The organism is Roseobacter sp., assembly GCF_039970775.1.
Lineage (GTDB): Bacteria > Pseudomonadota > Alphaproteobacteria > Rhodobacterales > Rhodobacteraceae > Roseobacter.
Window position 1 is genome coordinate 129,920 of record NZ_JBDVLG010000019.1, and the last position, 21,376, is coordinate 151,295.

Genomic DNA, 21,376 nt, shown 5'->3' on the forward strand with positions numbered 1-21,376 from the left:
GAATACAGCCGGTTTGCCCCCGACTGAGGGCAAGAAAACAAGTGTTCTAACGTCTTGGATACCCGGTGTTCCGTGGCCTTTGACGTTGTTCAAAACGGGGTTAGCTATGGGGCTGCTGGTTAAGATGCGCCGCCATCGACGCCTAGGATTTGGCCCGTGATCCAACTTGCGTCGTCAGAGCTTAAAAAAGCGGCAGCGGAGGCAATATCCTCGGGTGTACCCAAACGACGGGTATGGATGCGTTCGATCAATTGGGCTTGTCCTTGTGGCCCGTAGGCGTCCCATTGACGTAAGGTTGCGGGATTAGACAGGATAAAACCGGGGGCGATGGAATTGGCTGTGATACCGTGTTGGCCTAGTTCGAGGCTCAGTTGTTTTGTCAAACCGACCAGCGCGTGTTTGGCCGCGGTGTAGGCATGGATCCCGGTCAGGCTGGGCCGCAAACCGGCGCCCGAGCTGATCGTCACGATCCGGCCCCAACCTGCGGCCTTCATTGCCGGAACCAGTGCCTGCGTGAGAAAGAGCGTGGCATCTACATTTATCGAAAAAATGTCGCGCCAATCTGTGGCGTCGACCTCCTCAAGCGGTGTGCCGACCTGACCACGCACACCTCCGGCCGCATTCACCAGAACCGCCGGCGCATCATGGTCGGCGACAATCCGGTCACACATCTGTTGCACGCCTGCGGGGTCACACAGATCGGCTCCTACGGCAGGTAGGCCCAGCTTGTCAGCGGTTTTATCTAGCGCCTCACCCGGTAGATCAGTGATGATCACCTGCGCCCCGTCCGCGGCCAAGCGGGCGGCGATGGCCGCGCCAATACCTCCAACAACCCCTGTGACAAGGGCGGTGCGTTTGCTCATACCAACACCTTGGTCAGCTCGTGGAAGGTATCGGCAGACATGTCGCGATGGCCATTTTCGATGTCGTGGATCAATGCAACCAATCGGCGCAACAAAGGTGTGTCGATGCCGTGGCGCGCGGCAATCTGTGCGACCACACCAACCTGTGGGTCAACCTCGGTCTTACGTTTGCGCACGGCCAAATCGCGGTAGATGCCAGTATGGGTCTTGGCGGTTTTGGAATTAAAAACTGCAAGATCTGTGAGGCTTTGCAAGGCTGGCACGTCTCCTGCGTCGGGCATGAACGCGCTGGGTTCAAACCCGTTGAAGGCTTTGGGGTCAACCCCTTCGGCGCGCGCGGTTTTCATCACCTCGCGTGCCAGCCCTATTAACGCAGGGCCGCGCGCGGGGTCCGCAAAATTCTCTGTCATACTGTCGGCGCTGAGAGCTGTGGCAAACAGCATTGCGCCATACCCAAGCTTTCCCCAAAGATAGGCCCAGATGTCTTGGGTCAAGACAGCCTCTGGTTCGAAAATCTGCAACAGCCGATGCATGGCTTGCGTGCGGGCCCGGATTTCACCATCGATCTCACCGATCACCACTGCAGCCCGATTGCCAAACAAGATCCGGCCCGGGCCGATCCAGTCTGCACCGTAATTCACAAAGGCCCCGATGGTGCGGTCTGCGCCGACATGCTGGGCGATGACGCGTTCGTTCAGGCCATTTTGTGCGGATAAAACGTACCCGTCAGCCGCCAGATGCGGTGTCAGCTGTGCCAAAGCACCTTGGGTTGCATGGGCTTTGACCGCGAGAACGATACGGGAATAGGTGCCCGTGAGTTCATCGGGCGTGACGCAAGGGACGACCTGTTGAAATTCCTCAACCGGCCCTTGGATCATCAGCCCTTCGCCGGAACAGGCCGCGACGTGGTCCGGCACAATGTCGACCATCAAGACTGGCACACCCGCGCGCGCCCAATACGCACCCAAGATGCCCCCAATCGCTCCCGCGCCCCAGATCAGGACGGGATCATCCATTGCTTAGGTCTGCCCAAGGCCCCATCAACGCCGTTCGGGTTTCGGCTACGCCAGTGTCCCAAATCGCAAGCATATCCGCGTCAGAGCGCTGCCATGGGCCACCAAAAGAGCCATCTTCAAGCAACATGCGCACTTGCCGAGGCGGGCAGGCTTTCATGAGCGCCATGTCCACTGATGGTTTTTGACCCTCTGGGGCAGGGGCATGAGCCAGCCGCGTCCAGGGAAAGTTCTCCATCCAGTTGGCATGCGAACCGCTGGTGTCAATTGACTGGATTTTCGCCCAAGTCTGCGGCGCATTCCACCAATTGTGGAACTTAATTGAGAGGTCGCCGTATTCCGCCATCACCTCCTGAGCAAGCGCGCCAACAGGATTGTTCCCCCCATGGCCGTTCACGATCAAGATCTGGCGGAACCCCGAACGTCTGAGCGAAGCGATGATATCCCGGATCACCGCCATCAACGTTTCGAGGCGCAGACTGATGGTGCCGGGGTAATCGTTAAAGTAAGGTGCTAAGCCATAAGGCATCACCGGAAAAACCGGAATATCCAGTGGGGCAGCGGCCTCGGTCGCGACTTTTTCCGCCAATATCATATCCACGCAGAGCGACAGTTGCGCATGTTGCTCGGTGGAGCCAATGGGCAGGATACAACGCGGATCACGCGCGGCGGCGGCTTGGACATCTCGCCAATTCATGTTTGCTATGGTGGTCACTACGGTTTTCCTATCTGTGCGCCTTTTGCCCCGAGATCAGCCGCAAGGGGGAGTTCACCGGCCAAATCCTGTGCCCCCATCACGACTTTGGACATCAATTCCAATAACATCTGTCGCTCGCCTTCTGACAGGGCTTGCAGCATGCGCTTTTCTTGCGCTTCAAAGGCCGGGCGGGTCTCATGAATGAGCGCCCAACCCTTGTCTGACAATCTCAAGGCCTGAGTGCGCCCGCCCCCCGGCGCTTTGGTGCGTGCATCGATCAGCCCCATCAACTCCAACCGCTTGATCGCGCGGCTGAGGGTGTTCTTAGGAAAGCCTGACGTATCCGATACATCCCGCGCGCTGCCCCCATCCGCCAGAGCCAGCGAATACAACACCACATATTCGGGGCGCTTCAGCCCGTAGGTGTCCTGGACCCAACTATAGAGCGGCGTGTTATAAAGCAGCGCCAGATAATTGATCCGAAAAGTAAAGGGGCAAGGGTTATTCCACAGCTTGGCATCCAGCATGTCCGGGCTTTGCGCAGTGGGCTGTTTGCCGCATTCCTGATCACATTCGCTGTGCGGTCCCGCCATATCAGTGTTTTACCCTTGTTGACCGAAATGAGTTCCAAAATGAACTTGACTACCACATTATTCACGCACATCTTGATAAAGCAAGTTCCAAATGGAACACCAAATAAAAACAAACCAAAACGTCGAGGCCTGCTGCCTCGCCAACAACAGGAAGGGAAAGTCATGATATACCAGAAATTCCTTGCCCCTCTGGCATTCGCGCTGGGTTTGACGGCGGCGAGTGCCGCATCGGCCCAAGTGCTGACAATGGGGGTGCGCGGCGGACCTGAATCGATGGATCCGCATTTCTCCGCTTTGGGCTCTCATGCGGAAGCGGCCAAGCATATTTTCGACACGTTGGTCTGGTCCGGTACGGATTTGCAGATTGAGCCGGGTCTGGCAACAAGTTGGAAAGCGATTGACGAAGACACATGGGAATTCAAACTGCGCGAAGGCGTAAAATTTCACGACGGGTCTGACTTTGACGCCGAAGACGTGAAGTTCTCAATTGAGCGTATTCCAGTTGTGACAGGCCCCACCACAACGGCCATTTACGTGCGCCGCGTGGCCAGTGTGGATATCATCGACCCCCACACACTGCACATCAACACCGACGGCCAGGCAGCAACCTTGCCGAATGATTTCATCCGTCTGTTCATCGTTTCATCCGAAGCGGCCGCAGATTATTCGACACCTGAAACGGCCGCTGCGGGCTTTAATTCTGGTGCCGCCACAATCGGCACAGGCCCCTATAAATACGTCAGCTGGGAGCCAAAAGGTGATCTGGTGCTGCACCGCAACGACGATTACTGGCGGGGTGAAGGTGCGTGGGAAACTGTCATTCGCAAGGAAATTCCCAATGACAGCTCGCGTTTGGCGGCTCTGAAGGCGGGGCAGGTTGATGTGATCAACTATGTGTCTTCTGTGGACTATCTCGCGCTGGACCGCGACGCCAGCATTGATGCGGTCAAAGGCGACAGTGTCTACGTCATGAACCTGCAACTGGATCAGCGTGAAGATACGCCGCTTGTGCGGGCCAAAGACGGCTCAAAACTGGACGCGAACCCATTTCGGGATCTGAAGGTCCGTCAGGCGATCGACTATGCCATTGATCGTGAAACCATGGTCGATATCGTGCTGGAAGGTCTGGGCAAACCTGCCAACCAGATGATGCCTCCGGGTTTCTTTGGGTCGAGCGAAAGCATCCCGATGCCCGAGTACAACCCTGCAAAGGCCAAGGAATTGCTGGCGGATGCGGGCTATCCGGATGGGTTTGAGGTTGATCTTTACTGCACCGGTGATCGTTTGCCCGGTGATGCGGCGATCTGCCAAGGTCTGGGCCAAATGTTGACGCAGGCGGGGATCACCACCAACGTCAATGCGATCTCGAAAACCGTTTATTTCCCTGCACAGGCGCGGCTTGAATATTCCATGTTCATGAACGGCTGGGGCACATTGACGGGCGAGGCGTCTTATACGTTGGGCGGGCTTGGCCATTCCAACAACCCGGATGTGAAGTTGGGCGCGTTTAACCGCATCGAGTATAAAAACGATGAGGTAGACATCCTGATGCAAGAAGGGGCCAAGATGATGGACCCTGACCTGCGTCGCGCAACCTACGAGCAGGCGATGGAAAAGGTGATGGCAGACAAGGCGTATATCTCGCTGGTGCAACTGCAAACAGTGTGGGGCGCCAAGGCCGGTATGCTGGAGTTTACGCCGCGCTTTGATGAGGACACGCTGGCTTTCTTTATGAAACCCGCGTCCTGATCGGATACCGGACCAAGAGGCCGGGCGGCGACTTGACTGCCTGGCCTGTTTTATCCTGAGGGAGAGCAGATGCTCGGCTTCGTTATCCAGCGCTTTATGCAGGCTGTCGGCGTTATGGCCGTCATGTCGGTCATCGTTTTCTTTGGTGTCTATGCCATCGGCAACCCCATCGATATTGTCATCCCGCCCGATGCCACGCAGGAGATCCGCGAAGAGGCGATCCGCAGGTTGGGGTTGGACCGCCCGCTCTATGAACAATACGTCACGTTTGTCATCAACCTGCTACAGGGCGATCTGGGCCGTTCATTCGTCTATAATATGCCGGTGTTGGAGCTGATTGGCGGACGGCTGCCTGCCACGCTCGAACTGGTTCTCATTTCGGTTATCTCGGCCACTGTGTTTGGTGTCAGCCTTGGCATCTATGCCGGCTACCGCCCCGACAGCTGGGCTTCCAAAACCATTATGGCGGTATCCGTCTTAGGGTTTTCGGTTCCTTCGTTTTGGGTGGGTTTGATCCTGATCCTATTCTTCGCTGTGAATCTGGGATGGCTGCCTGCGGGGGGGCGCGGGGAAACGATCGAAATCTTGGGTGTCTCGTGGTCATTCCCAACGTTGAACGGGCTGTCGCATATCGTGTTACCCGCGATCAATCTGGCGCTTTTTAAGCTGGCAATGATGATCCGACTGGCCCGCGCCGGAACGCGTGAAATTATGTTGACCGATACGATCAAATTTGCCCGTGCCGCCGGTCTGTCCGAAGCGACAATTCTGCGCCGCCACTTGCTGAAACTGATTTCCATTCCCATCATCACCGTCTTCGGGCTGGAGCTCGGATCAACGCTCGCCTTTGCCGTTGTCACCGAGACAATCTTTTCATGGCCCGGTGTGGGTAAGCTGATCATCGACAGTATCGCCGTGCTCGACCGGCCGGTTATGGTGGCTTACCTGATCCTTGTGGCGTTCCTATTCGTGACCATAAATTTTGTGATTGATCTGGTTTTTGCTCTGATTGACCCGCGCGTCCGGGAAGGAGCAACAGTATGAAAAATAGCACACCACTGGGCCGCTTCTGGGCGGAATATCGCGAAAATAGTATCGCTGTGTTCGCCTTGGGGATCGTCGTGTTGATGATCCTATTGGCGCTTTGTGCTGCCTTGATTTCCCCGCAAAACCCTTATGATTTGGCAAATCTGTCATTGATGGACAGTCGCAGACCTCCGGGGTTTGTCGGGTCAGGCGGCTATACCCACGTTTTAGGCACAGACCCGCAGGGGCGCGATCTGTTGTCAGCTATTTTTTACGGGCTGCGTATTTCCATCCAAATCGGGTTGGCGGCGGGGGTGGTATCGCTCAGCATTGGCACAACGCTTGGCATACTTGCCGCCTATGTCGGTGGTCGTGTCGAAACGTTGATCATGCGGTTGGTTGACCTGCAATTGTCCTTCCCTGCGATATTGCTGGCCTTGGTCATTGTCGCATTGCTGGGCCAAGGCAAAGCACAGTTGATAGGGGCGCTGGTCGCCGCACAATATGCCTACTTTGCGCGCACAGCCTATGGCGCCGCCAAAGCCGAACGCGGCAAGGACTACATCGAAGCAGCTCTCGCCACCCCTCTCAGTGCGCGGCTGGTCGTATGGCGTCATATGCTGCCCAATTGCACGCCGCCCTTGATCGTTGTCGCCACCGTTCAGATTGCCAATTCCATCTCGCTCGAAGCCACGCTTAGCTTTCTGGGGTTGGGCCTACCCGTCACAGAACCCTCTCTGGGTATGCTAATTTCGAACGGTTTCCCCTATATGATGAGCGGCCGGTATTGGATTTCCGTCTATCCGGGCGTGGCGCTGATCATCCTGATCGTGGCCATCAACATAGTGGGCGATCAGGTGCGCGATCAATTTAACCCAAGGCTGCGCAAATGACGGATCCAGTTCTAAGCGTACAAAACCTGAGCACGCATTTCTTCACCCGTGCGGGTGTCGTCAAGGCGGTGGATGGTATTTCCTTTGATCTGGCACAAGGCGAGATCTTGGGGTTGGTCGGCGAAAGCGGATCGGGCAAGACTGTCACGGGCTTTTCGCTACTGGGATTGGTTGATGCACCGGGCAGGGTCGTTGATGGCAGTATCAAACTCAATGGAACCGAACTGACGACATTGTCCGGTCCCGAATTGCGGGCACGCCGAGGTCGCGAAATTTCGATGATCTTTCAGGACCCTATCGCCACGTTGAACCCGCTGTTGACGGTGGGCCAACAGATGCGACTGGCACTTGGTGCCCATGAACGGCTCAGCAAACGTGCCGCTATGGCCCGTGCGGCGGAACTGTTGACCCAAGTGGGCATTCCGTCGGCCAGTGAACGTCTGCGCGCCTATCCGCATGAATTTTCCGGCGGGATGCGCCAACGCGTGGCAATTGCGATTGCATTGCTGCACCGTCCTGCTGTGCTCGTGGCCGATGAACCTACGACCGCGCTCGACGTCTCCATTCAGGCGCAAATCTTGTTGCAAATGCGGGATCTGGCGGCGGAAACAGGGACCGCAATGATATGGATCAGTCACGACCTTGCGGTTGTCTCGAGTTTGGCGAGCAAACTGGCGGTGATGTATGCAGGGCGCATCGTAGAATATGGCCCCACGGCGACACTGCTGCGTGATCCGCGTCATCCCTATACGGCCGGGCTCATCGCATCTTTGCCGATGATGGCTGAACCGGGGGCGCATCTCACGCAGATCCCCGGCACGACGCCCTCTCTGTTGTCGTTGCCGCGCGGGTGCCCCTTTGCGCCGCGCTGTGATCGCCGTACGCTGGCCTGTGAACAGCCCCCCGAAATGAGCCTCCAAGACGCACGCGGATGGCGGTGCTTTCATCCGGGCGCGCAACCCGTAGGTGCCTCAGCATGAACGATTTTTTGGCCATCAGCAATGTCAGTCGGGTGTTTGGACCCCAACTCAGCACAGGTGAAAAGATCGCCGCCAGACTGGGGGCAAAGGTTGAAACACGTGCCGTGCGTGCGGTTTCGAATGTGACGCTATCTGTGCGCAGGGGCGAGACGCTTGGGTTGGTCGGGGAATCCGGGTGTGGAAAGTCGACATTGGGCCGTCTGATCGCAGGAATTCTGCCGCCAACCGATGGTGCGGTAACGATTGATGGGACGCCCGTGATGGAGAACGGGAGAAAGGTCACAACCCGCGTTCAGACCGTTTTTCAAGACCCGTTCGCCAGCCTTGATCCCCGTATGAAGGTGGGTGAAACAGTCGCAGAAGGCCCCATTGCGCATAGGCTCACGTCCAAGGCTCAATCCAGATCTTATGTCGCAGAGTGGTTCGAACGTGTGGGTCTTGATCCCGTTTGGATGGATCGCTATCCGCACCAGTTTTCGGGTGGTCAGCGCCAGCGTATCGCGATTGCTCGCGCGCTTGCGATGCAACCCGATGTGTTGATTTGCGATGAACCGGTCGCGTCCTTGGACGTTTCCATTCAGGCACAAATCATCAATTTGTTTTTGGAACTGACGCAGGGTCTAAATCTGACTTGTGTTTTCATCAGCCATGATTTGTCCGTGGTGCAGCATGTCAGCGACCGGGTCGCTGTGATGTATCTGGGCCGTATTGTAGAGCTTGGACCGGTGGCAGACGTGTTTGGTCAACCTGCCCACCCTTATACGAGTGCCTTGTTTGGCAGCGTTCCCAAGTTGGTGCTCGATGCAGATGAATTGGTGCGGTTTGACACGATTGAGGGTGAAGTACCTTCTCCTTTATCGCCTCCGGCGGGCTGTTATTACCACCCGCGTTGCCCGTTGGTGACCCCAGAGTGCCGCGCGGCCCAACCGGGTTCAGCCGTGGTATCCGAGTTGCGCACTGTTGCGTGCCATCATCACAAACGACAAATGGAGACCGCTGGGGTTAACTGAGCCCCAGGTCGTCGCCGTAAACTTAAACCTCTGAAGTTTGCCGATACCGGGGACCGATGCCGTAACCGCCCGTTTCTGCGCTAAGGTAGGTCATGTTTGAGCCAAATGAGAGGGAGGCCCTCTCTCGGTTTTCTGGCGGTTGACTTAGCTTACTCACCCGGCTCATTCTAGGATGGCGTGTTTGACGGCCTCGAAGCCGCGCTAAAGCCCACGCTGGTGGATGGCTTCGGCCTTAAATAAACCGTTGGTTGTTCCGGCGGAGCACTGCCCGTCAGGCGATTGCAAAGCAGTTTTCCGAGAGGAGAGAACGAAGCCTGCGTTAGCCGTGCGGCTGGCACGCCATCCAACGATCCGCCGTGCAAAAACATCAATGACGAAGGTCACATAGACAAACCCTTGCCACGTTGCGACATAGGTGAAGTCATTCACCCACAGCACGTTGGGTGCATGGAATTGGCAGTTCACCCTATCCAGTGGACAAGGTAACGCTCTGTCAGGGATCGCCGTTCATGGCTTTTTGCCACGAATGACGCCCTTAAGGCCTAAACCTATAGCTAAAACGGTGTCTTCCTCGACAACATGCTATCTTACTATGAAGTCGCCGCCATCGGAGGCGAACTTGGCACCATGCGATCGCAATTCTACGCACAAGAAATGATGTCCTTTGTCGAGGCAATTGCAGCAGCGAGTGCCGCCGTGAACCCCGACGTTATAGTCATTCCAGACGGAGCCCCCTACATCGTGGGCGACGCAGGGTTGGTTTCGGGTTCTGCGCAGCCGCTGGGTTTTACGGTGTCATTGATACCGTGATAGTCGAAAGTTACCAATGGGATGTACCGGCTGCTTCACCCAACAGGTTAAGGCCCGTTCATATCGGCGGGTCATCCGCGAGATAAATCACCGCTACAACCCGCATTTTGACAGCATCCGGCACATCGACCGCAAGTGGCGCAACAATCTGATCGAAAGCGATCGTGCAGCCCTGAAAAGGCTGCTTGGTTATCGCCAGAGCTTTCGATCCCTGCGATCAGCCAAAGCAACCCTGGGCGGGATAGAGACGATCAGAACAATCAAACGCGGAAACATCTATCACAAACATCCTGGTGTTCTCGGCGAGACCCAGTTCATTAACCAGCTGTTCGATACAGCGTAATCCAATGCCCTGTACCGATAATCATGCGTCTGAGAAAACTAATGCAACAGTCCCATCTAACAAAACTAGATTAATGCAAAAGTCCCATCTCATTGCGTGCCACCCACAAATTCACGACACAACCCTTCTAAAGGCTGTAACGTTGAGCATTGCGAGCCGTGGTGTTTTCGTTTAAATAAGGCGTCCTTCTTAGACGTAACAAACGAACTTCGGTAGCACATGCCATCGACAGTTAACTTAAATAGAGAATGTCATGAAACTTTTTCATCCCGACAACTGCAAACGCAGCGACGCCCATAAACGTATTTTCGCAAGTTGCGAACTAGCCTATACAGCTGTCGATTTCGCAGCAGCGTTGATGTTCGTCGTCGGCTCAATTCTGTTTTTCAAAGAAAGTACTACCTATGTCGCAACATGGTTGTTTCTGATCGGCTCAATTTTTTTTGGTCTACGCCCAACAATCAAATTGTACCGAGAACTAGCGTACCTCAAACTTGCGAAGGACGGTTAGCTTATGAGGGCTCCATGTCCACTGGCGGGACTATTGCATTAACCTGTTCAACGCTGATTTAGATCACGACGGGGACAAAAATGCGTAGAAGGTACCGTAAACTTAATGCGCTTCCGCAACCGATGTTCGACTTGAACGCATGATCAGTTCCAATCGCTTTTCGCTTTATCGCCGCCACCGTTTCCCGTCTGATGTGACCGCCTATGCGGTGTGGTTGTATTTCAGATTTCCGCTCAGTTTGCGTATGGTCGAAGATCTGTTGGCCGGGCACGGGATCGTCGTATTGCACTAGATCATCCGCCTTTGGGCAGAAAAGTTTGGTCGTCAGTTTGCGGGGAAGATACGTCGTCGCTCAGCTGGGAATTTCGATGACAAGTGGCATCTGGACGAAGTGGTGATCACGATACGGGGCAAGAAACATTGACTCTGGCGGGTAGTTGATCAGAACGGTTTCGTTCTGGACGTGTTGGTTCAGATCCCCCGCAACGCTGAAGCGGCCGAGCGCCTGATGAGAAAATTACTCTCCCAGCAAGGGGCGCCGCGCATTATGATCACTGATAAATTGCGATTGTGAAACGGCATGCAAAAGTGACCCTCCTGATAATTCTGTTCGGATGCTTCCCAAAAGATGTTGGGGAGCAGATTGGGGATGTTGGTTGTGGAAACAATTGCGAAGATTAGGCGCGCATATTTTGTTGAGGGTAAGTCGATCAAACAGATTTGCCGCGACCTTCGGCTATCGCGTAACACGGTGCGGAAGGTCGTCTGATCCGGAGATACGGCGTTCAGCTATGGTCGGTCTGTTCAACCGCGCCCGAAGATCGACCCATGGAAAGATCAGCTTGATGATTTGCTCGAGACCAACGCGGGCAAACCCAAGCGTGAGCGGCTGACCCTGGTTCGGGTTTATGAAGAGCTGCACATTCTTGGTTACGATGGCAGCTATGATGCGGTGCGCCGGTATGCCGCCAATTCGTCGCGCGAGACGCAGGAGGCTTTGGCCAAAGCCTACGTGCCTCTCAGCTTTGATCCTGGCGAGGCCTATCAGTTCGACTGGAGTCATGAGGTTGTGCTGATCGACGGCGTCACGATAACGGTCAAGTTCGCGCATGTGCGCCTCAGCTACAGCCGTATTCCGTTTGTCAGGGCCTATCCGCGCGAGACTCAAGAGATGGTCTTTGATTCACACGACAAGGCATTCGCGTTCTTCGGCGGGGCCTGCGCACTTGCTGCGATCAGCGGCGAGTATTTGACCACCCAGCGGTTCAGCGTGGCATGATCGATTCCAACACCGCGTTCGGCCATGATCTCTTCAAGATTTCGATACGAGACACCGTAATGTACATAGAAAAACACAGCGTAAAGGGTAACGCTCTTTGGGAAATGGCCCCCTTTGAAATCAACCGTCACGGTTGGGTGCTCACTTTCAAACCCAAAAACCCGCACTTACCATGCGCAAACCAGTCCAACCAATCGCGAAACCTTTGCGACAGAACTTTCACAAATCGCTAGTTAATATGATAACACCGTTATGAGGCTTGCAGCAATTGTTGCGAATACGGATGCGTGGCCTGCAGCGCGCGCAGGGCGGCGACATCCATAATCTCGACAATCTCCCCGTCTTTCATGACTGCCAGCCTGTCACACATGTGACCCACGACAGATAGATCATGCGAAACCATCAAATAGGTGAGTTTGTGTTCTTCACGCAGGTCCGCCAACAGATTTAGAATTTCTGCCTGCACCGAAACATCAAGCGCCGATGTCGGCTCGTCCAACAAGAGTAACTTTGGTTCAGGCGCGAGCGCGCGTGCGATGGCCACCCGTTGTCGTTGCCCGCCTGATAGTTGGTGCGGATACCGGAACCGGAATTTTTGCCCTAGCCCCACATCATCGAGTAGTTTGACAACTCGGTCGTCAATGCTGCGAAAGCCATGCAGGTGCAAGGTTTCGCCCAAGACCTGATCCACAGAATGCCGTGGATGCAACGATGCATAAGGATCCTGGAAGACCATCTGCACCGTCTTGAAAAACGACTTCGGGCGCTTTTTGATCACTTTCGCACCGGCAACCGAAATACCGCCCGACCACGTGGGCGCAAGCCCTGTGACCGCACGCAAAATTGTGGATTTCCCAGACCCGCTTTCGCCCACAAGCCCGAAACTTTCCCCCTGCGCCACCGTAAAGGTCGCGCCTTTTACAGCGTCCACGCGGTTGCGCGATTTGCCGAACCAGACGTTCAGGGCTTCGATCTCAAGCATGCTCATATGCGGCCACTCACACTTGGCACTGCCGACCAATCAGGGTCGCGTTTGAGCACCTCTAAACGGTCACGCGGGACACTCAGCCGGGGGAGAGAGTTGAGCAAACCGCGTGTGTAAGGATGTTTGGCCTCGTGCAGTTTGTCAGCCGCGCAGACCTCGACGATGCGCCCGGCGTACATGATCAGGACGCGGTCACAGAAATCCGCTACGAGGTTCAGATCATGGCTGATAAAAATCAACCCCATGCCGCGTTCCTTTACCAGCCCGTCCATAATATCAAGCACTTGTCGCTGAACCGACACATCTAAGGCGGAAGTCGGCTCGTCCGCGATCAAGATCTCTGGGTTTGGGATCAACATCATTGCAATCATGATCCGTTGCCCCATGCCCCCTGACATTTCGTGCGGATAGGCGCGCATGACACGCTCCGCGTCGCGGATTGATACGGCGTTGAGCATTTCGACCGCCTTGGCGTGCGCCGCCGCTTTTGAGACCTTGTTGTGCAGCCGATACCCCTCAATGATCTGATCCCCAATCGTGGTGACAGGGTTGAGCGAGAATTTGGGGTCTTGCATGACCATTGATATCCGCTGGCCACGCACCGCACGCATGTCCCGTTCTGATTTCTCAAGCAAATTCACGCCATCCAGATTGATGTGATCGGCCTGCACAATTCCGGGCGGGCGGATCAGGCGCAGGATGGCACGGCCGGTCATAGATTTGCCGGATCCGCTTTCGCCAACGATCCCAAGACGCTCGCGCCCCAGAGTGAAAGAGACCCCGCGCACGGCATCAAAGACGCCTTGGCGGGTCGGAAACTTAACCCACAGGTTTTCGACGTCGAGCAAGTTTTCCATCATTCGCCCGCCTTCGGGTCAAGAACATCACGCAGGCCGTCACCCAGCAGGTTAAAGGCAAGCGAAACGGTAAAAATGGCCAATCCGGGCATGGTCGCGACCCACCAATAGTCCAAAATAAACCTGCGCCCTTCGGAAATCATTGTTCCCCATTCCGGGCTGGGAGGTTGCGCGCCAAGACCAAGGAAGCCAAGTCCAGCAGCGGCTAAAATGATGCCCGCCATATCAAGCGTCACACGCACAATCAGCGACGAGACACAAAGCGGCCAGATGTGTTTGGTGATAATGCGAAGCGCACCGGCCCCTTGCAGTTGGATCGCGCTGATGTAGTCGGACGAACGGATTGTCAGCGTTTCTGCGCGCGCGATCCGGGCATAAGGCGGCCAGGCGGTCAGCGAGATAGCGAGAACCGCGTTCTCAATGCCTGCGCCCAGAGCGGCGACAAAGGCCAGTGCCAGAACAAGTCGGGGGAAGGCCAAGAAGATATCTGTGATGCGCATCAGAATAATATCGAACCAGCCGCCGATATACCCCGAGACCGTTCCAACCAGTAGGCCCACGATAGGGGCGATCATCGCCACCAAAGCGACGATATAGAGCGTAATCCGTGCTCCGTAGATGAGGCGTGACAGGATATCGCGGCCAAGACTGTCGGTTCCGAAAATGTGCCCTTCTGTCCCCAGAGGCGCAAGGCGATTGCCCAGGTCCTGAACGAAGGGATCATGGGGCGATATGATCGGGGCCGCTGCCGCAACGACAACAAGCGCCACGAGGATACATAGCCCGATCATCGCCATAGTGTTGGATCGAAACGACAGCCAGCCTTGGTACAAGGCCGATAGTTTGGCGTGACGTCGAGAGGTGGGCGTGTCAGACAAGAGCCACGCGCGTAGGGATTGATCTGTCATTTATTTCGCTCTCGGGTCGAAGACTTTATAGAGCAAGTCCGAAAAGATATTCAGTAAGATAAAGATCAAACCAACGACCACAGTACCGCCAAGCACCGCATTCATATCAGCGCTCAACAACGCTGTGGTGATGTAGCTGCCGATACCGGGCCATGAGAAAATGATCTCGGTTAGCACGGAGCCTTCGAGTAAGTTAGCATAGCTTAGCGCGATGACTGTGATCAGCTGCACACGGATATTTTTGAACGCATGCTTCCAGACGACATCCCATTCTGACATGCCTTTGACGCGCGCCGTTGTCACATATTCGGCGCTCAACTGTTCCAACATGAATGAGCGCGTCATGCGTGAGATATAGGCCAGCGAGAAGTATCCCAGCAGCGAGGCAGGCAATATGATATGGCTGAACGCGTCCTTGAAGACGTCCCAGTTGCCGTCCAGTGTTGCGTCAACAAGGATCAGGCCTGTGACGCTTGGGACGACGTCCACGTAAAAGATGCCAACGCGACCCGGGCCGCCGACCCAACCCAGAATGCCATAAAAGACCAAAAGCCCCATGAGACCTAGCCAGAAAATCGGCATGGAATAGCCAACCAGTGCCAAAACGCGGGCAATCTGATCAACCCACGATCCTTTCTTCACGGCCGCGAGTACACCCAATGGCACGCCCAGCACGATGCCGATGGTGATGCCCAGCGTTGCAAGCTCGAGGGTGGCCGGGAAAACCCGAGCGATGTCCTCGGATACCGGGCGCGCGTTCAAAAGCGAGGTACCAAAGTCCAGCTGTACCACATCCCAGAGGTAGTAGAGGAATTGCACGAAAAGCGGCTTGTCCAAGCCCATCTCTAAAAATACGGCGTCATAGGTAGATTGCGACGCCCGTTCGCCGACGATAGCCAGAACGGGGTCAATCGGCATGACGCGGCCGATAATGAATGTGATGAAGAGCAACCCCAACATGGTCACCGCAACGGAGCCAAGGGTCAGGGCTATCGTCTTTATCCAAGGTGGGAGGGACATGCGCCCCTCCCCATGATTATCAACAGAGGCCACTTACTTGGTAACCTGCCAGTAGGCCGCATCAGTCACAGCCTGGCCCGTGGACCAGTCGGTGACATTGTCGCGTAGGGCGGATTGCTCGATTTGCTGGAACATCACCAGAAAAGGTGAAATTTCGCGAAACTCCGCTTGGATATCCAGATACATCTGCACCCGTTTCTCGCGGTCGCCTTCGGTCACAGCAGCGTCGACCTTTTCGGTCAGACCACCTGCATCCCAGCCCGTCCGCCATGCAAGCAAGCCCGTGGCATTGGCCGCATCCGAATTGTCGGGATTATAGGCGAAGGTGCCCGCATTGGTTTGCGGATCGGGATAGTCCGGCCCCCAAGCCCCCAAATAAACGTCGAGCTCACGCGCGCGGTAGCGGGCGAGAATTTGTTTGGCGGTGCCCACGGTAATGTTGACCTTGATGCCAGCCTGAGCAGCCGCATTCTGGAAGGCCTGACCAATTTCGATACGCTCTTGTGCTTCGCGAACACCGACTTCGATCTCGAGCCCTTCGACACCAGCCGCTGCCAAAAGCTCTTTGGCTTTTTCGATGTCAAAGCTAAACGGGTTCTCTTCAGACGCGCCGAGATACGTGGCAGGCAAGAAGTTCTGGTGGATCGTATATTGACCTTTCAGAAAGCTGTCGCGCATGCCTTCGTAGTCGATCAGGTGTTTGAACGCCTGACGCACTTCGGGTTTGCTGAGCTCAGGATGTTTCTGGTTTAACGCCATATACATCAGGCGGCCCTTCAGCTCGTCTGCGATCACAACGCCGTCCGTGCCAGACGCCCCGGCGATGTCTTCGGGGTTCAGGTTGCGCGCGATGTCGATATCGCCGCGCTCCAGCAGCAGACGCTGCGAGGCACTTTCAAGCACGTGGCGCACAATCACGCGTTCCATGGCTGGCGCCCCTGCGTAGTAGTCAGGGTTTGAGGTCAACGTAACGCTCTCATTCGGCTTCCAGCTGTCTAGCTTGTAGGGGCCAGAGCCAGCCGAGTTGGTTTTCAGCCAGGCGTTGCCCATGTCGCCATCGACTTCGTTGGCCATGACGGTTGCCTTGTCAACGATACCGCCGATGGTCGCTGTCAGGCAGTTAAGCACGAAGGACGTCGCATATTTTTTGTCCGTTGTGATCGTCAACGTGTTGCCGTCAGCCTTGATCGTTTCGGCTACGTTGTCTGGCGTAAATCCGAACTGGGTCAGGATGAATGCGGGCGTCTTGTTCAAGATAACAGCACGCTGCATCGAAAAGGCGGCATCTTCTGCCGTCACAGGGTTTCCTGAGTGGAATTTCACGCCTTCACGTATGGTAAAGGTAATCGTTTTGCCGTCTTCGGACACGTCCCAAGATTCCGCCAAGTCCGGCTTGTAGCCCGCGGCCAAATCATTGGGGTCAAGAGTGACCAACCGGCTGTAGACATTGCGGCTGATGTCGCCGCCTGCAAATTCAAAGCTTTCGGCTGGATCAACTGTTGTGACGTCATCAATCCGGTGGGCGATCACCAGCATGTTGGCTGGCGTTTCCGCAACCGCTGCAAAGGACGTCATACTGACTGCAACGCCAATCGCCGCGCTGGTCAATAATCTGCTAAATGCGTTCATGTTAAGAACCTCTCCTGTTTCGTTGTAAAAATATCTGGCATAAGAGGTTATTCCCCCCAAGTTTTTTCCAGCACACGCAGCCAGTTTCCGTGCCAAAGTTTAGACATCAACGCGTCGTTGTAGCCATGCTTTGCCATCGCGTGCCTTAATTCGGGCAACCCTGCACAAGAGGTAAGCGCCTCCGGTACAATTGCCCCATCGTAATCAGAGCCAAAACCGACACGGTCCTCGCCCAAATGCTCGATCAGGTGATCGAGATGTTTTAACATTTGCTCCAACGGAACATCGGGTAGCATTTTCCCGTCAACGCGCAAAAAGGCCACTGCGAAATTCAACCCCACCATTCCATCACTTTCGCGGATCGCGGCCAGTTGTTTATCCGTCAGGTTGCGCGAATGAGCGCACACAGCATGGGCATTTGAGTGGGTTGCCACCAAAGGTTTGGTCGAGTGACGCGCAACGTCCCAAAACCCTGCCTCATTGAGGTGCGATAGGTCGACCATGACACCTAATTCGTTGCACCGCCTGATAAGGCGTACTCCGTGATCGGTCAGCCCAGGGCCGATATCACCGTCACTTGGATACCGAAATGGGACGCCATGACCGTAGAGTGTTGGTCTGCTCCAAACGGGCCCAAGGGATCGAAGCCCGGCTTGATGAAGAACGTCAAGGGTATGGAAATCGGGATCAATGGCTTCCGCGCCTTCAATGTGAAACACAGCCGCTATTTTGTCTTTCGACAGCGCATCCTTAATCTGGGCCGCAGTCCGACAGATCACCACAGCGCCTTGTTTCTCAAGCTCGAACAGAATTGCGGCCTGCGCCATCACGACGGGAAATGCGTCTTCCCAATCAATCTGAACAGGCAGCGGTAAATCATACGTGGGCTTGGTCATTTCTGCGAAATTTACGCCAAGATCCTTTGGCGAGGGAACAAAAACCGCAAAGAACCCACCGCCAAAGCCGCCCGTTTTGGCCGATGGTATATCGATCGCTCCATCGCGCCCCTCAAGGAAATCGGGCACCGATGTCAGGCCACCAGCAAGGTAGAGCTCGAGTAAAACATCGTTGTGCCCGTCAAAAATGACCGGTTGTGTGAGATTGCGCAAAAGCAAGACTCCCCTCAGCTTTCGCATCGCAGCTTAAACAATAAATTCTTATGTTCCATACAAATAGGGGAGACTGTTGCATTATTCGGTCTGGTTGGCGAGGTTTGACGTTTTGGAGGATCATCATGCCGCGCCAATCGCCGTTCACGGGTTCTGTCGCAAAGTTTTTGCTATTTGATGGGAATGCAGGACGATGTTAGCAGCGGGCCCTTGATTTTGAAGGCGAGTGCCCAAACATGAGCATTGATTTCAAGGGCAGAAATTATCCAAAGTCTGTGATCCTGTACGCTGTGTTTTTCTATGTCCGCTACGCAGTCTCGTATCGAGACCTTGAGGAAATCATGGCCGAGCGTGGCGTCGATGTCGACCATGCCACGCTGAACCGCTGGGTGGTGAAGTTCTCGCCGCTGATCGCCGGAAATGCTCAGGCCAGAAAGAAACCGTCATCCATCTCCTCGCGGATGGATGAGACCTATATCAAAGTTCGGGGAAATGGTTGCACCACTACCGTGCGGTTGATCGAAACGGCCAAACCCTTGATTTCATGCTGTCTGAGCACCGCGATACCGCTGCTGCACGAAGGTTTTTCAAGCGTGCCGTTGCCGCCAACGGTGCTCCCGATCGCATTGCCATCGACAAGATCGGCGCTAATCTGGCAGGTTTGAAAAGTCTAAATATCATCCTTCAATTTACGGGTGCTGGTCGGATCATCGATATCATTCAATCCAAATATCTCAATAATGTAATTAAACAGGATCATCGTTTCATCAAGCGGATCACACGGCCAATGCTCGGATTCAAAGCCTTCCATTCTGCCGCCGCAACGCTCGCGGGGATTGAAACCACGCACATGATCCGCAAAGGTCAGTTAGATCAAGCAAGCATTCCAGCAGTTCACGGCCCTCGCAGCATAAGTGTGCCCAGCCCACACTCTTGCTCAACCTCGGCGTTGTTGCATCGATCATCCGCAGCTTGGAACGCGCCCTCCCCGAGACGGAATTCAGGCGGTGCGTTCGAAACTTGGGTGGCCAAGTCCAGTCATCCGGTTAAAGATCCGGACGCCAATCTTGGCTTCTGTTTTCTGATTTTCTAAGTTGCGCGCTTTTAGCTTGGGCCCGATAATAGCCTTCCAGCGACCCATGAGAGTTTCAACTCGACTGCGTTGATTGTAGCCAGTGGCTTTCTGCCATGCCATCCGCCCGCGGGTTGCGATCACGGCGATACGACAGTCCCGTGCCATCGGATTTTCGGCCACATTGGGGCTCAGGGTCGCGTTTCCGGGAGGTGGGACCGTGACCTTGATCATCAATCCGAACCGGGCGGCAAGCACGTCAGATGTTGGTTCTCCATCTTAGGCACCATCCGCTAGAAACTTCTTAACCTTACCGTCGATTTGCTCCAACAGTCCGGGCAGGGCCCTTGGATCGCCGATGTCATCCGTGGTCAAGTCAGAGCAGACGATCTGGCCGCTGACAAGATCGAGGCCAAGGTGGAGCTTACGCCAAGAGCGCCGTTTGCGCTTGATTTTGTGCTTTTCTTCAAGCCATTCGCCCGCGCCAAAGATCTTAAGGCCAGTACTGTCCACTGCCAAATGGATCGGTGCTCGGCCATCGATCCTTAGCTTTGCAGGTAACTTCAGACTGCTACCCCGCCGCGACAAGCTGGAGAAATCAGGCACCGCGAGTTCAACTCCGAGCAGCTTTGCAATCGAACGCATCAAGCTTTGCGTCTGGCGCAATGGCTGGCCGAACACCGTGCCGAGCGTCAGGCACACTTCAATCGCCAGATCCGAATATTTGCGCTGCCCACCACGGGTAACACGCCGAGGCGCAGCCCATGAACTAATTGCATCCTCACCAATTCAGATTGTCAGATCACCGCGCCGATATCAGAAGACGGGTGATCTGTGCAACAACACCCTCAGGATCGTAGCTGCACACTCCAATTTGTCATTCTCCTTTGGTGCGCGACCTTCCTCAAAAAGAGGACCATGCTTAGCGACGATGGGAGTGTTGCATTAAAGTGCGTGAGGCACGATTATACGACTGAATGCTAATTTTAGACAGCCACCTGAAAGATCTCATGCATGAATGCAATCTCGCCTCGGACGCCTGGTTTCTTGTTGTGAATGTGCCCTCTCTTGATTGTCCTTATCGTCTCCATCCCCGCTGGCGTTGCCTTCGCAGATCGCAATGATCGGAAAATCTGGCGGTAACCAAACAACCTTTTCAATGCAGCATGGTCACTCTCAATGCGGTTGTTGAGATACTTGCGGTCGATGTGCGTGATGGAGTCAAAGTGGGGATCATAAGCGTGATTGATCTCGCGGATCACCTTGCGATAAGTCGGGGCCTTGTCTGTGCAGATGGATACAGGTCGATGCAAGCGCACCCATTCTGCCAGCAGATCAACGACGTCTTGGTAGGATAACGGACATCGCAGATAAATCCGCACCGCACACAGGATAACTGCAGCCGGAAATTGATGACGTTTGAACCGTTGTTTGCAAGGCATGATAGGGTTCTTTCGCGAGGCTCACTTTAACAAAACTAGATTAACGCAACAACGCCGCCACACCGCATAGGCGATCACATCCGGCGGAAAACGGTGGCGGCGATAAAGCGAAGTGCGATTGGAACTGATCGTGCATTCAAGTCGCACATCGGTTGCGGAAGCGCATTAAGTTTACGGTACCGGTCACCTGCATTGCGCTCCGATGATTTGGCTTGCGATGCGCTCAGTGTCTTGTCTGGATTGCACTCTTTCCATTCTCGGGTCATAGACGAGTTTCATGACGATCGCCTCTCGCTGAGAAAACTCTTCGAAAACTGGGGGGCCTAGTTGAACACCTGAGAATGGCGTTGGCGAAAAGATAGAATCCTCTTCCATAGGGTCACCGCGCACACGCGATGTGTTATAGACTTTCTCTTTGACGCAATTGGCGAGCACCTTTGCTTCCAAGCCTGTCTTTATGAGAACTGACCTGCGCCCCTAAAACTCCTCCAGATTTGTGTAGAGTCCGCTCAACAAAAGGAGGGACAAATGAAGGCACGATTCACAGACGAACAGATCATTTCGATGATCAAAGAACAGGAAGCTGG

The 21,376-nt window shown here is 55.0% G+C and carries 19 protein-coding genes and 7 pseudogenes; 11 read left to right on the top strand and 15 right to left on the bottom strand.

Features of this window, described 5'->3' with window-relative positions:
* Positions 1–119 precede the first annotated feature (119 nt).
* The 4 genes from ABJH13_RS03975 to ABJH13_RS03990 are packed head-to-tail and all read right to left on the bottom strand — an operon-like array spanning position 120 to position 3,166.
* Positions 120–863: an SDR family NAD(P)-dependent oxidoreductase gene (locus tag ABJH13_RS03975; RefSeq protein ID WP_348404924.1), complete on the bottom strand. Its 744-nt coding sequence runs from the start codon at positions 861–863 to the stop codon at positions 120–122.
* Positions 860–1,879, bottom strand: coding sequence for a 2-dehydropantoate 2-reductase N-terminal domain-containing protein (locus tag ABJH13_RS03980; protein ID WP_348404925.1), 1,020 nt, complete (start codon positions 1,877–1,879; stop codon positions 860–862). The genes ABJH13_RS03975 and ABJH13_RS03980 overlap by 4 nt, the downstream gene beginning before the upstream one ends.
* On the bottom strand, positions 1,872–2,591 hold the full coding sequence (locus ABJH13_RS03985) for a creatininase family protein (protein WP_348404926.1): 720 nt from the start codon (positions 2,589–2,591) through the stop codon (positions 1,872–1,874). The genes ABJH13_RS03980 and ABJH13_RS03985 overlap by 8 nt, the downstream gene beginning before the upstream one ends.
* The gene (locus tag ABJH13_RS03990; protein WP_348404927.1) at positions 2,591–3,166 is read right to left on the bottom strand and encodes a MarR family winged helix-turn-helix transcriptional regulator; all 576 of its coding nucleotides are present in this window, start codon (positions 3,164–3,166) and stop codon (positions 2,591–2,593) included. Before ABJH13_RS03990 ends, ABJH13_RS03985 begins: the two co-directional genes overlap by 1 nt.
* A 162-nt stretch (positions 3,167–3,328) precedes the next feature.
* Between ABJH13_RS03990 and ABJH13_RS03995 the strand changes: the two genes are divergently transcribed.
* From ABJH13_RS03995 to ABJH13_RS04015, 5 genes are all read left to right on the top strand, one after another.
* Entirely contained in the window at positions 3,329–4,915 is a 1,587-nt protein-coding gene (locus tag ABJH13_RS03995; protein ID WP_348404928.1) for an ABC transporter substrate-binding protein, read from the top strand.
* Positions 4,916–4,984: 69 nt separating this feature from the next.
* Positions 4,985–5,959, top strand: a complete 975-nt coding sequence (locus ABJH13_RS04000) for an ABC transporter permease (RefSeq protein ID WP_348404929.1) — start codon at positions 4,985–4,987, stop codon at positions 5,957–5,959.
* Positions 5,956–6,834, top strand: coding sequence for an ABC transporter permease (locus ABJH13_RS04005; protein ID WP_348404930.1), 879 nt, complete (start codon positions 5,956–5,958; stop codon positions 6,832–6,834). Before ABJH13_RS04000 ends, ABJH13_RS04005 begins: the two co-directional genes overlap by 4 nt.
* A complete protein-coding gene (locus ABJH13_RS04010; protein ID WP_348404931.1) occupies positions 6,831–7,814 on the top strand; it encodes an ABC transporter ATP-binding protein in 984 nt (327 codons plus the stop codon). The genes ABJH13_RS04005 and ABJH13_RS04010 overlap by 4 nt, the downstream gene beginning before the upstream one ends.
* A complete protein-coding gene (locus tag ABJH13_RS04015) occupies positions 7,811–8,824 on the top strand; it encodes an oligopeptide/dipeptide ABC transporter ATP-binding protein (protein WP_348404932.1) in 1,014 nt (337 codons plus the stop codon). The genes ABJH13_RS04010 and ABJH13_RS04015 overlap by 4 nt, the downstream gene beginning before the upstream one ends.
* Before the next feature lie 204 nt (positions 8,825–9,028).
* On the opposite strand, the pseudogene ABJH13_RS04020 reads toward ABJH13_RS04015, so the two are convergent.
* Positions 9,029–9,370 (bottom strand): annotated as a pseudogene (locus ABJH13_RS04020) (DDE-type integrase/transposase/recombinase); the annotation flags it as partial.
* Between the two features lie 33 nt (positions 9,371–9,403).
* On the opposite strand from ABJH13_RS04020, the gene ABJH13_RS04025 reads away from it, so the two are divergent.
* The 5 genes and pseudogenes from ABJH13_RS04025 to istA form a co-directional block, all read left to right on the top strand.
* On the top strand, positions 9,404–9,634 hold the full coding sequence (locus ABJH13_RS04025; protein ID WP_348404933.1) for a hypothetical protein: 231 nt from the start codon (positions 9,404–9,406) through the stop codon (positions 9,632–9,634).
* Between the two features lie 16 nt (positions 9,635–9,650).
* A complete protein-coding gene (locus ABJH13_RS04030; protein ID WP_348404934.1) occupies positions 9,651–9,977 on the top strand; it encodes a DDE-type integrase/transposase/recombinase in 327 nt (108 codons plus the stop codon).
* Positions 9,978–10,230: 253 nt separating this feature from the next.
* Complete coding sequence (locus ABJH13_RS04035) at positions 10,231–10,488, top strand: YrhK family protein (protein ID WP_348404935.1); 258 nt, start codon at positions 10,231–10,233, stop codon at positions 10,486–10,488.
* Positions 10,489–10,627: 139 nt separating this feature from the next.
* Positions 10,628–11,056 (top strand): annotated as a pseudogene (locus ABJH13_RS04040) (IS6 family transposase); the annotation flags it as partial.
* An 81-nt stretch (positions 11,057–11,137) separates the two neighbouring features.
* A pseudogene (istA, locus tag ABJH13_RS04045) lies at positions 11,138–11,704 on the top strand (IS21 family transposase); the annotation flags it as partial.
* 2 nt (positions 11,705–11,706) lie between these two features.
* Here the strand turns inward: istA and ABJH13_RS04050 are convergent.
* From ABJH13_RS04050 to ABJH13_RS04080, 7 genes and pseudogenes are all read right to left on the bottom strand, one after another.
* A pseudogene (locus ABJH13_RS04050) lies at positions 11,707–11,898 on the bottom strand (IS6 family transposase); the annotation flags it as partial.
* 119 nt (positions 11,899–12,017) lie between these two features.
* Entirely contained in the window at positions 12,018–12,755 is a 738-nt protein-coding gene (locus ABJH13_RS04055; RefSeq protein ID WP_348404936.1) for an ABC transporter ATP-binding protein, read from the bottom strand.
* Entirely contained in the window at positions 12,752–13,609 is an 858-nt protein-coding gene (locus ABJH13_RS04060; RefSeq protein ID WP_348404943.1) for an ABC transporter ATP-binding protein, read from the bottom strand. Before ABJH13_RS04060 ends, ABJH13_RS04055 begins: the two co-directional genes overlap by 4 nt.
* On the bottom strand, positions 13,609–14,517 hold the full coding sequence (locus ABJH13_RS04065; protein ID WP_348404937.1) for an ABC transporter permease: 909 nt from the start codon (positions 14,515–14,517) through the stop codon (positions 13,609–13,611). Before ABJH13_RS04065 ends, ABJH13_RS04060 begins: the two co-directional genes overlap by 1 nt.
* Positions 14,518–15,537: an ABC transporter permease gene (locus ABJH13_RS04070; protein WP_348404938.1), complete on the bottom strand. Its 1,020-nt coding sequence runs from the start codon at positions 15,535–15,537 to the stop codon at positions 14,518–14,520.
* A 33-nt stretch (positions 15,538–15,570) separates the two neighbouring features.
* On the bottom strand, positions 15,571–17,166 hold the full coding sequence (locus tag ABJH13_RS04075) for an ABC transporter substrate-binding protein (protein ID WP_348404939.1): 1,596 nt from the start codon (positions 17,164–17,166) through the stop codon (positions 15,571–15,573).
* 47 nt (positions 17,167–17,213) lie between these two features.
* Positions 17,214–18,275, bottom strand: a complete 1,062-nt coding sequence (locus tag ABJH13_RS04080) for a dipeptidase (RefSeq protein WP_348404940.1) — start codon at positions 18,273–18,275, stop codon at positions 17,214–17,216.
* A 236-nt stretch (positions 18,276–18,511) separates the two neighbouring features.
* Between ABJH13_RS04080 and ABJH13_RS04085 the strand changes: the two are divergent.
* Positions 18,512–19,146, top strand: a pseudogene (locus ABJH13_RS04085) (IS6 family transposase); the annotation flags it as partial.
* 129 nt (positions 19,147–19,275) lie between these two features.
* Here the strand turns inward: ABJH13_RS04085 and ABJH13_RS04090 are convergent.
* The 3 genes and pseudogenes from ABJH13_RS04090 to ABJH13_RS04100 form a co-directional block, all read right to left on the bottom strand.
* Positions 19,276–20,136: pseudogene (locus tag ABJH13_RS04090) on the bottom strand (IS5 family transposase).
* Between the two features lie 197 nt (positions 20,137–20,333).
* Positions 20,334–20,666, bottom strand: a complete 333-nt coding sequence (locus ABJH13_RS04095) for a DDE-type integrase/transposase/recombinase (RefSeq protein ID WP_348404944.1) — start codon at positions 20,664–20,666, stop codon at positions 20,334–20,336.
* 3 nt (positions 20,667–20,669) lie between these two features.
* Positions 20,670–20,789: pseudogene (locus ABJH13_RS04100) on the bottom strand (IS6 family transposase); the annotation flags it as partial.
* Positions 20,790–21,376: the final 587 nt, after the last annotated feature.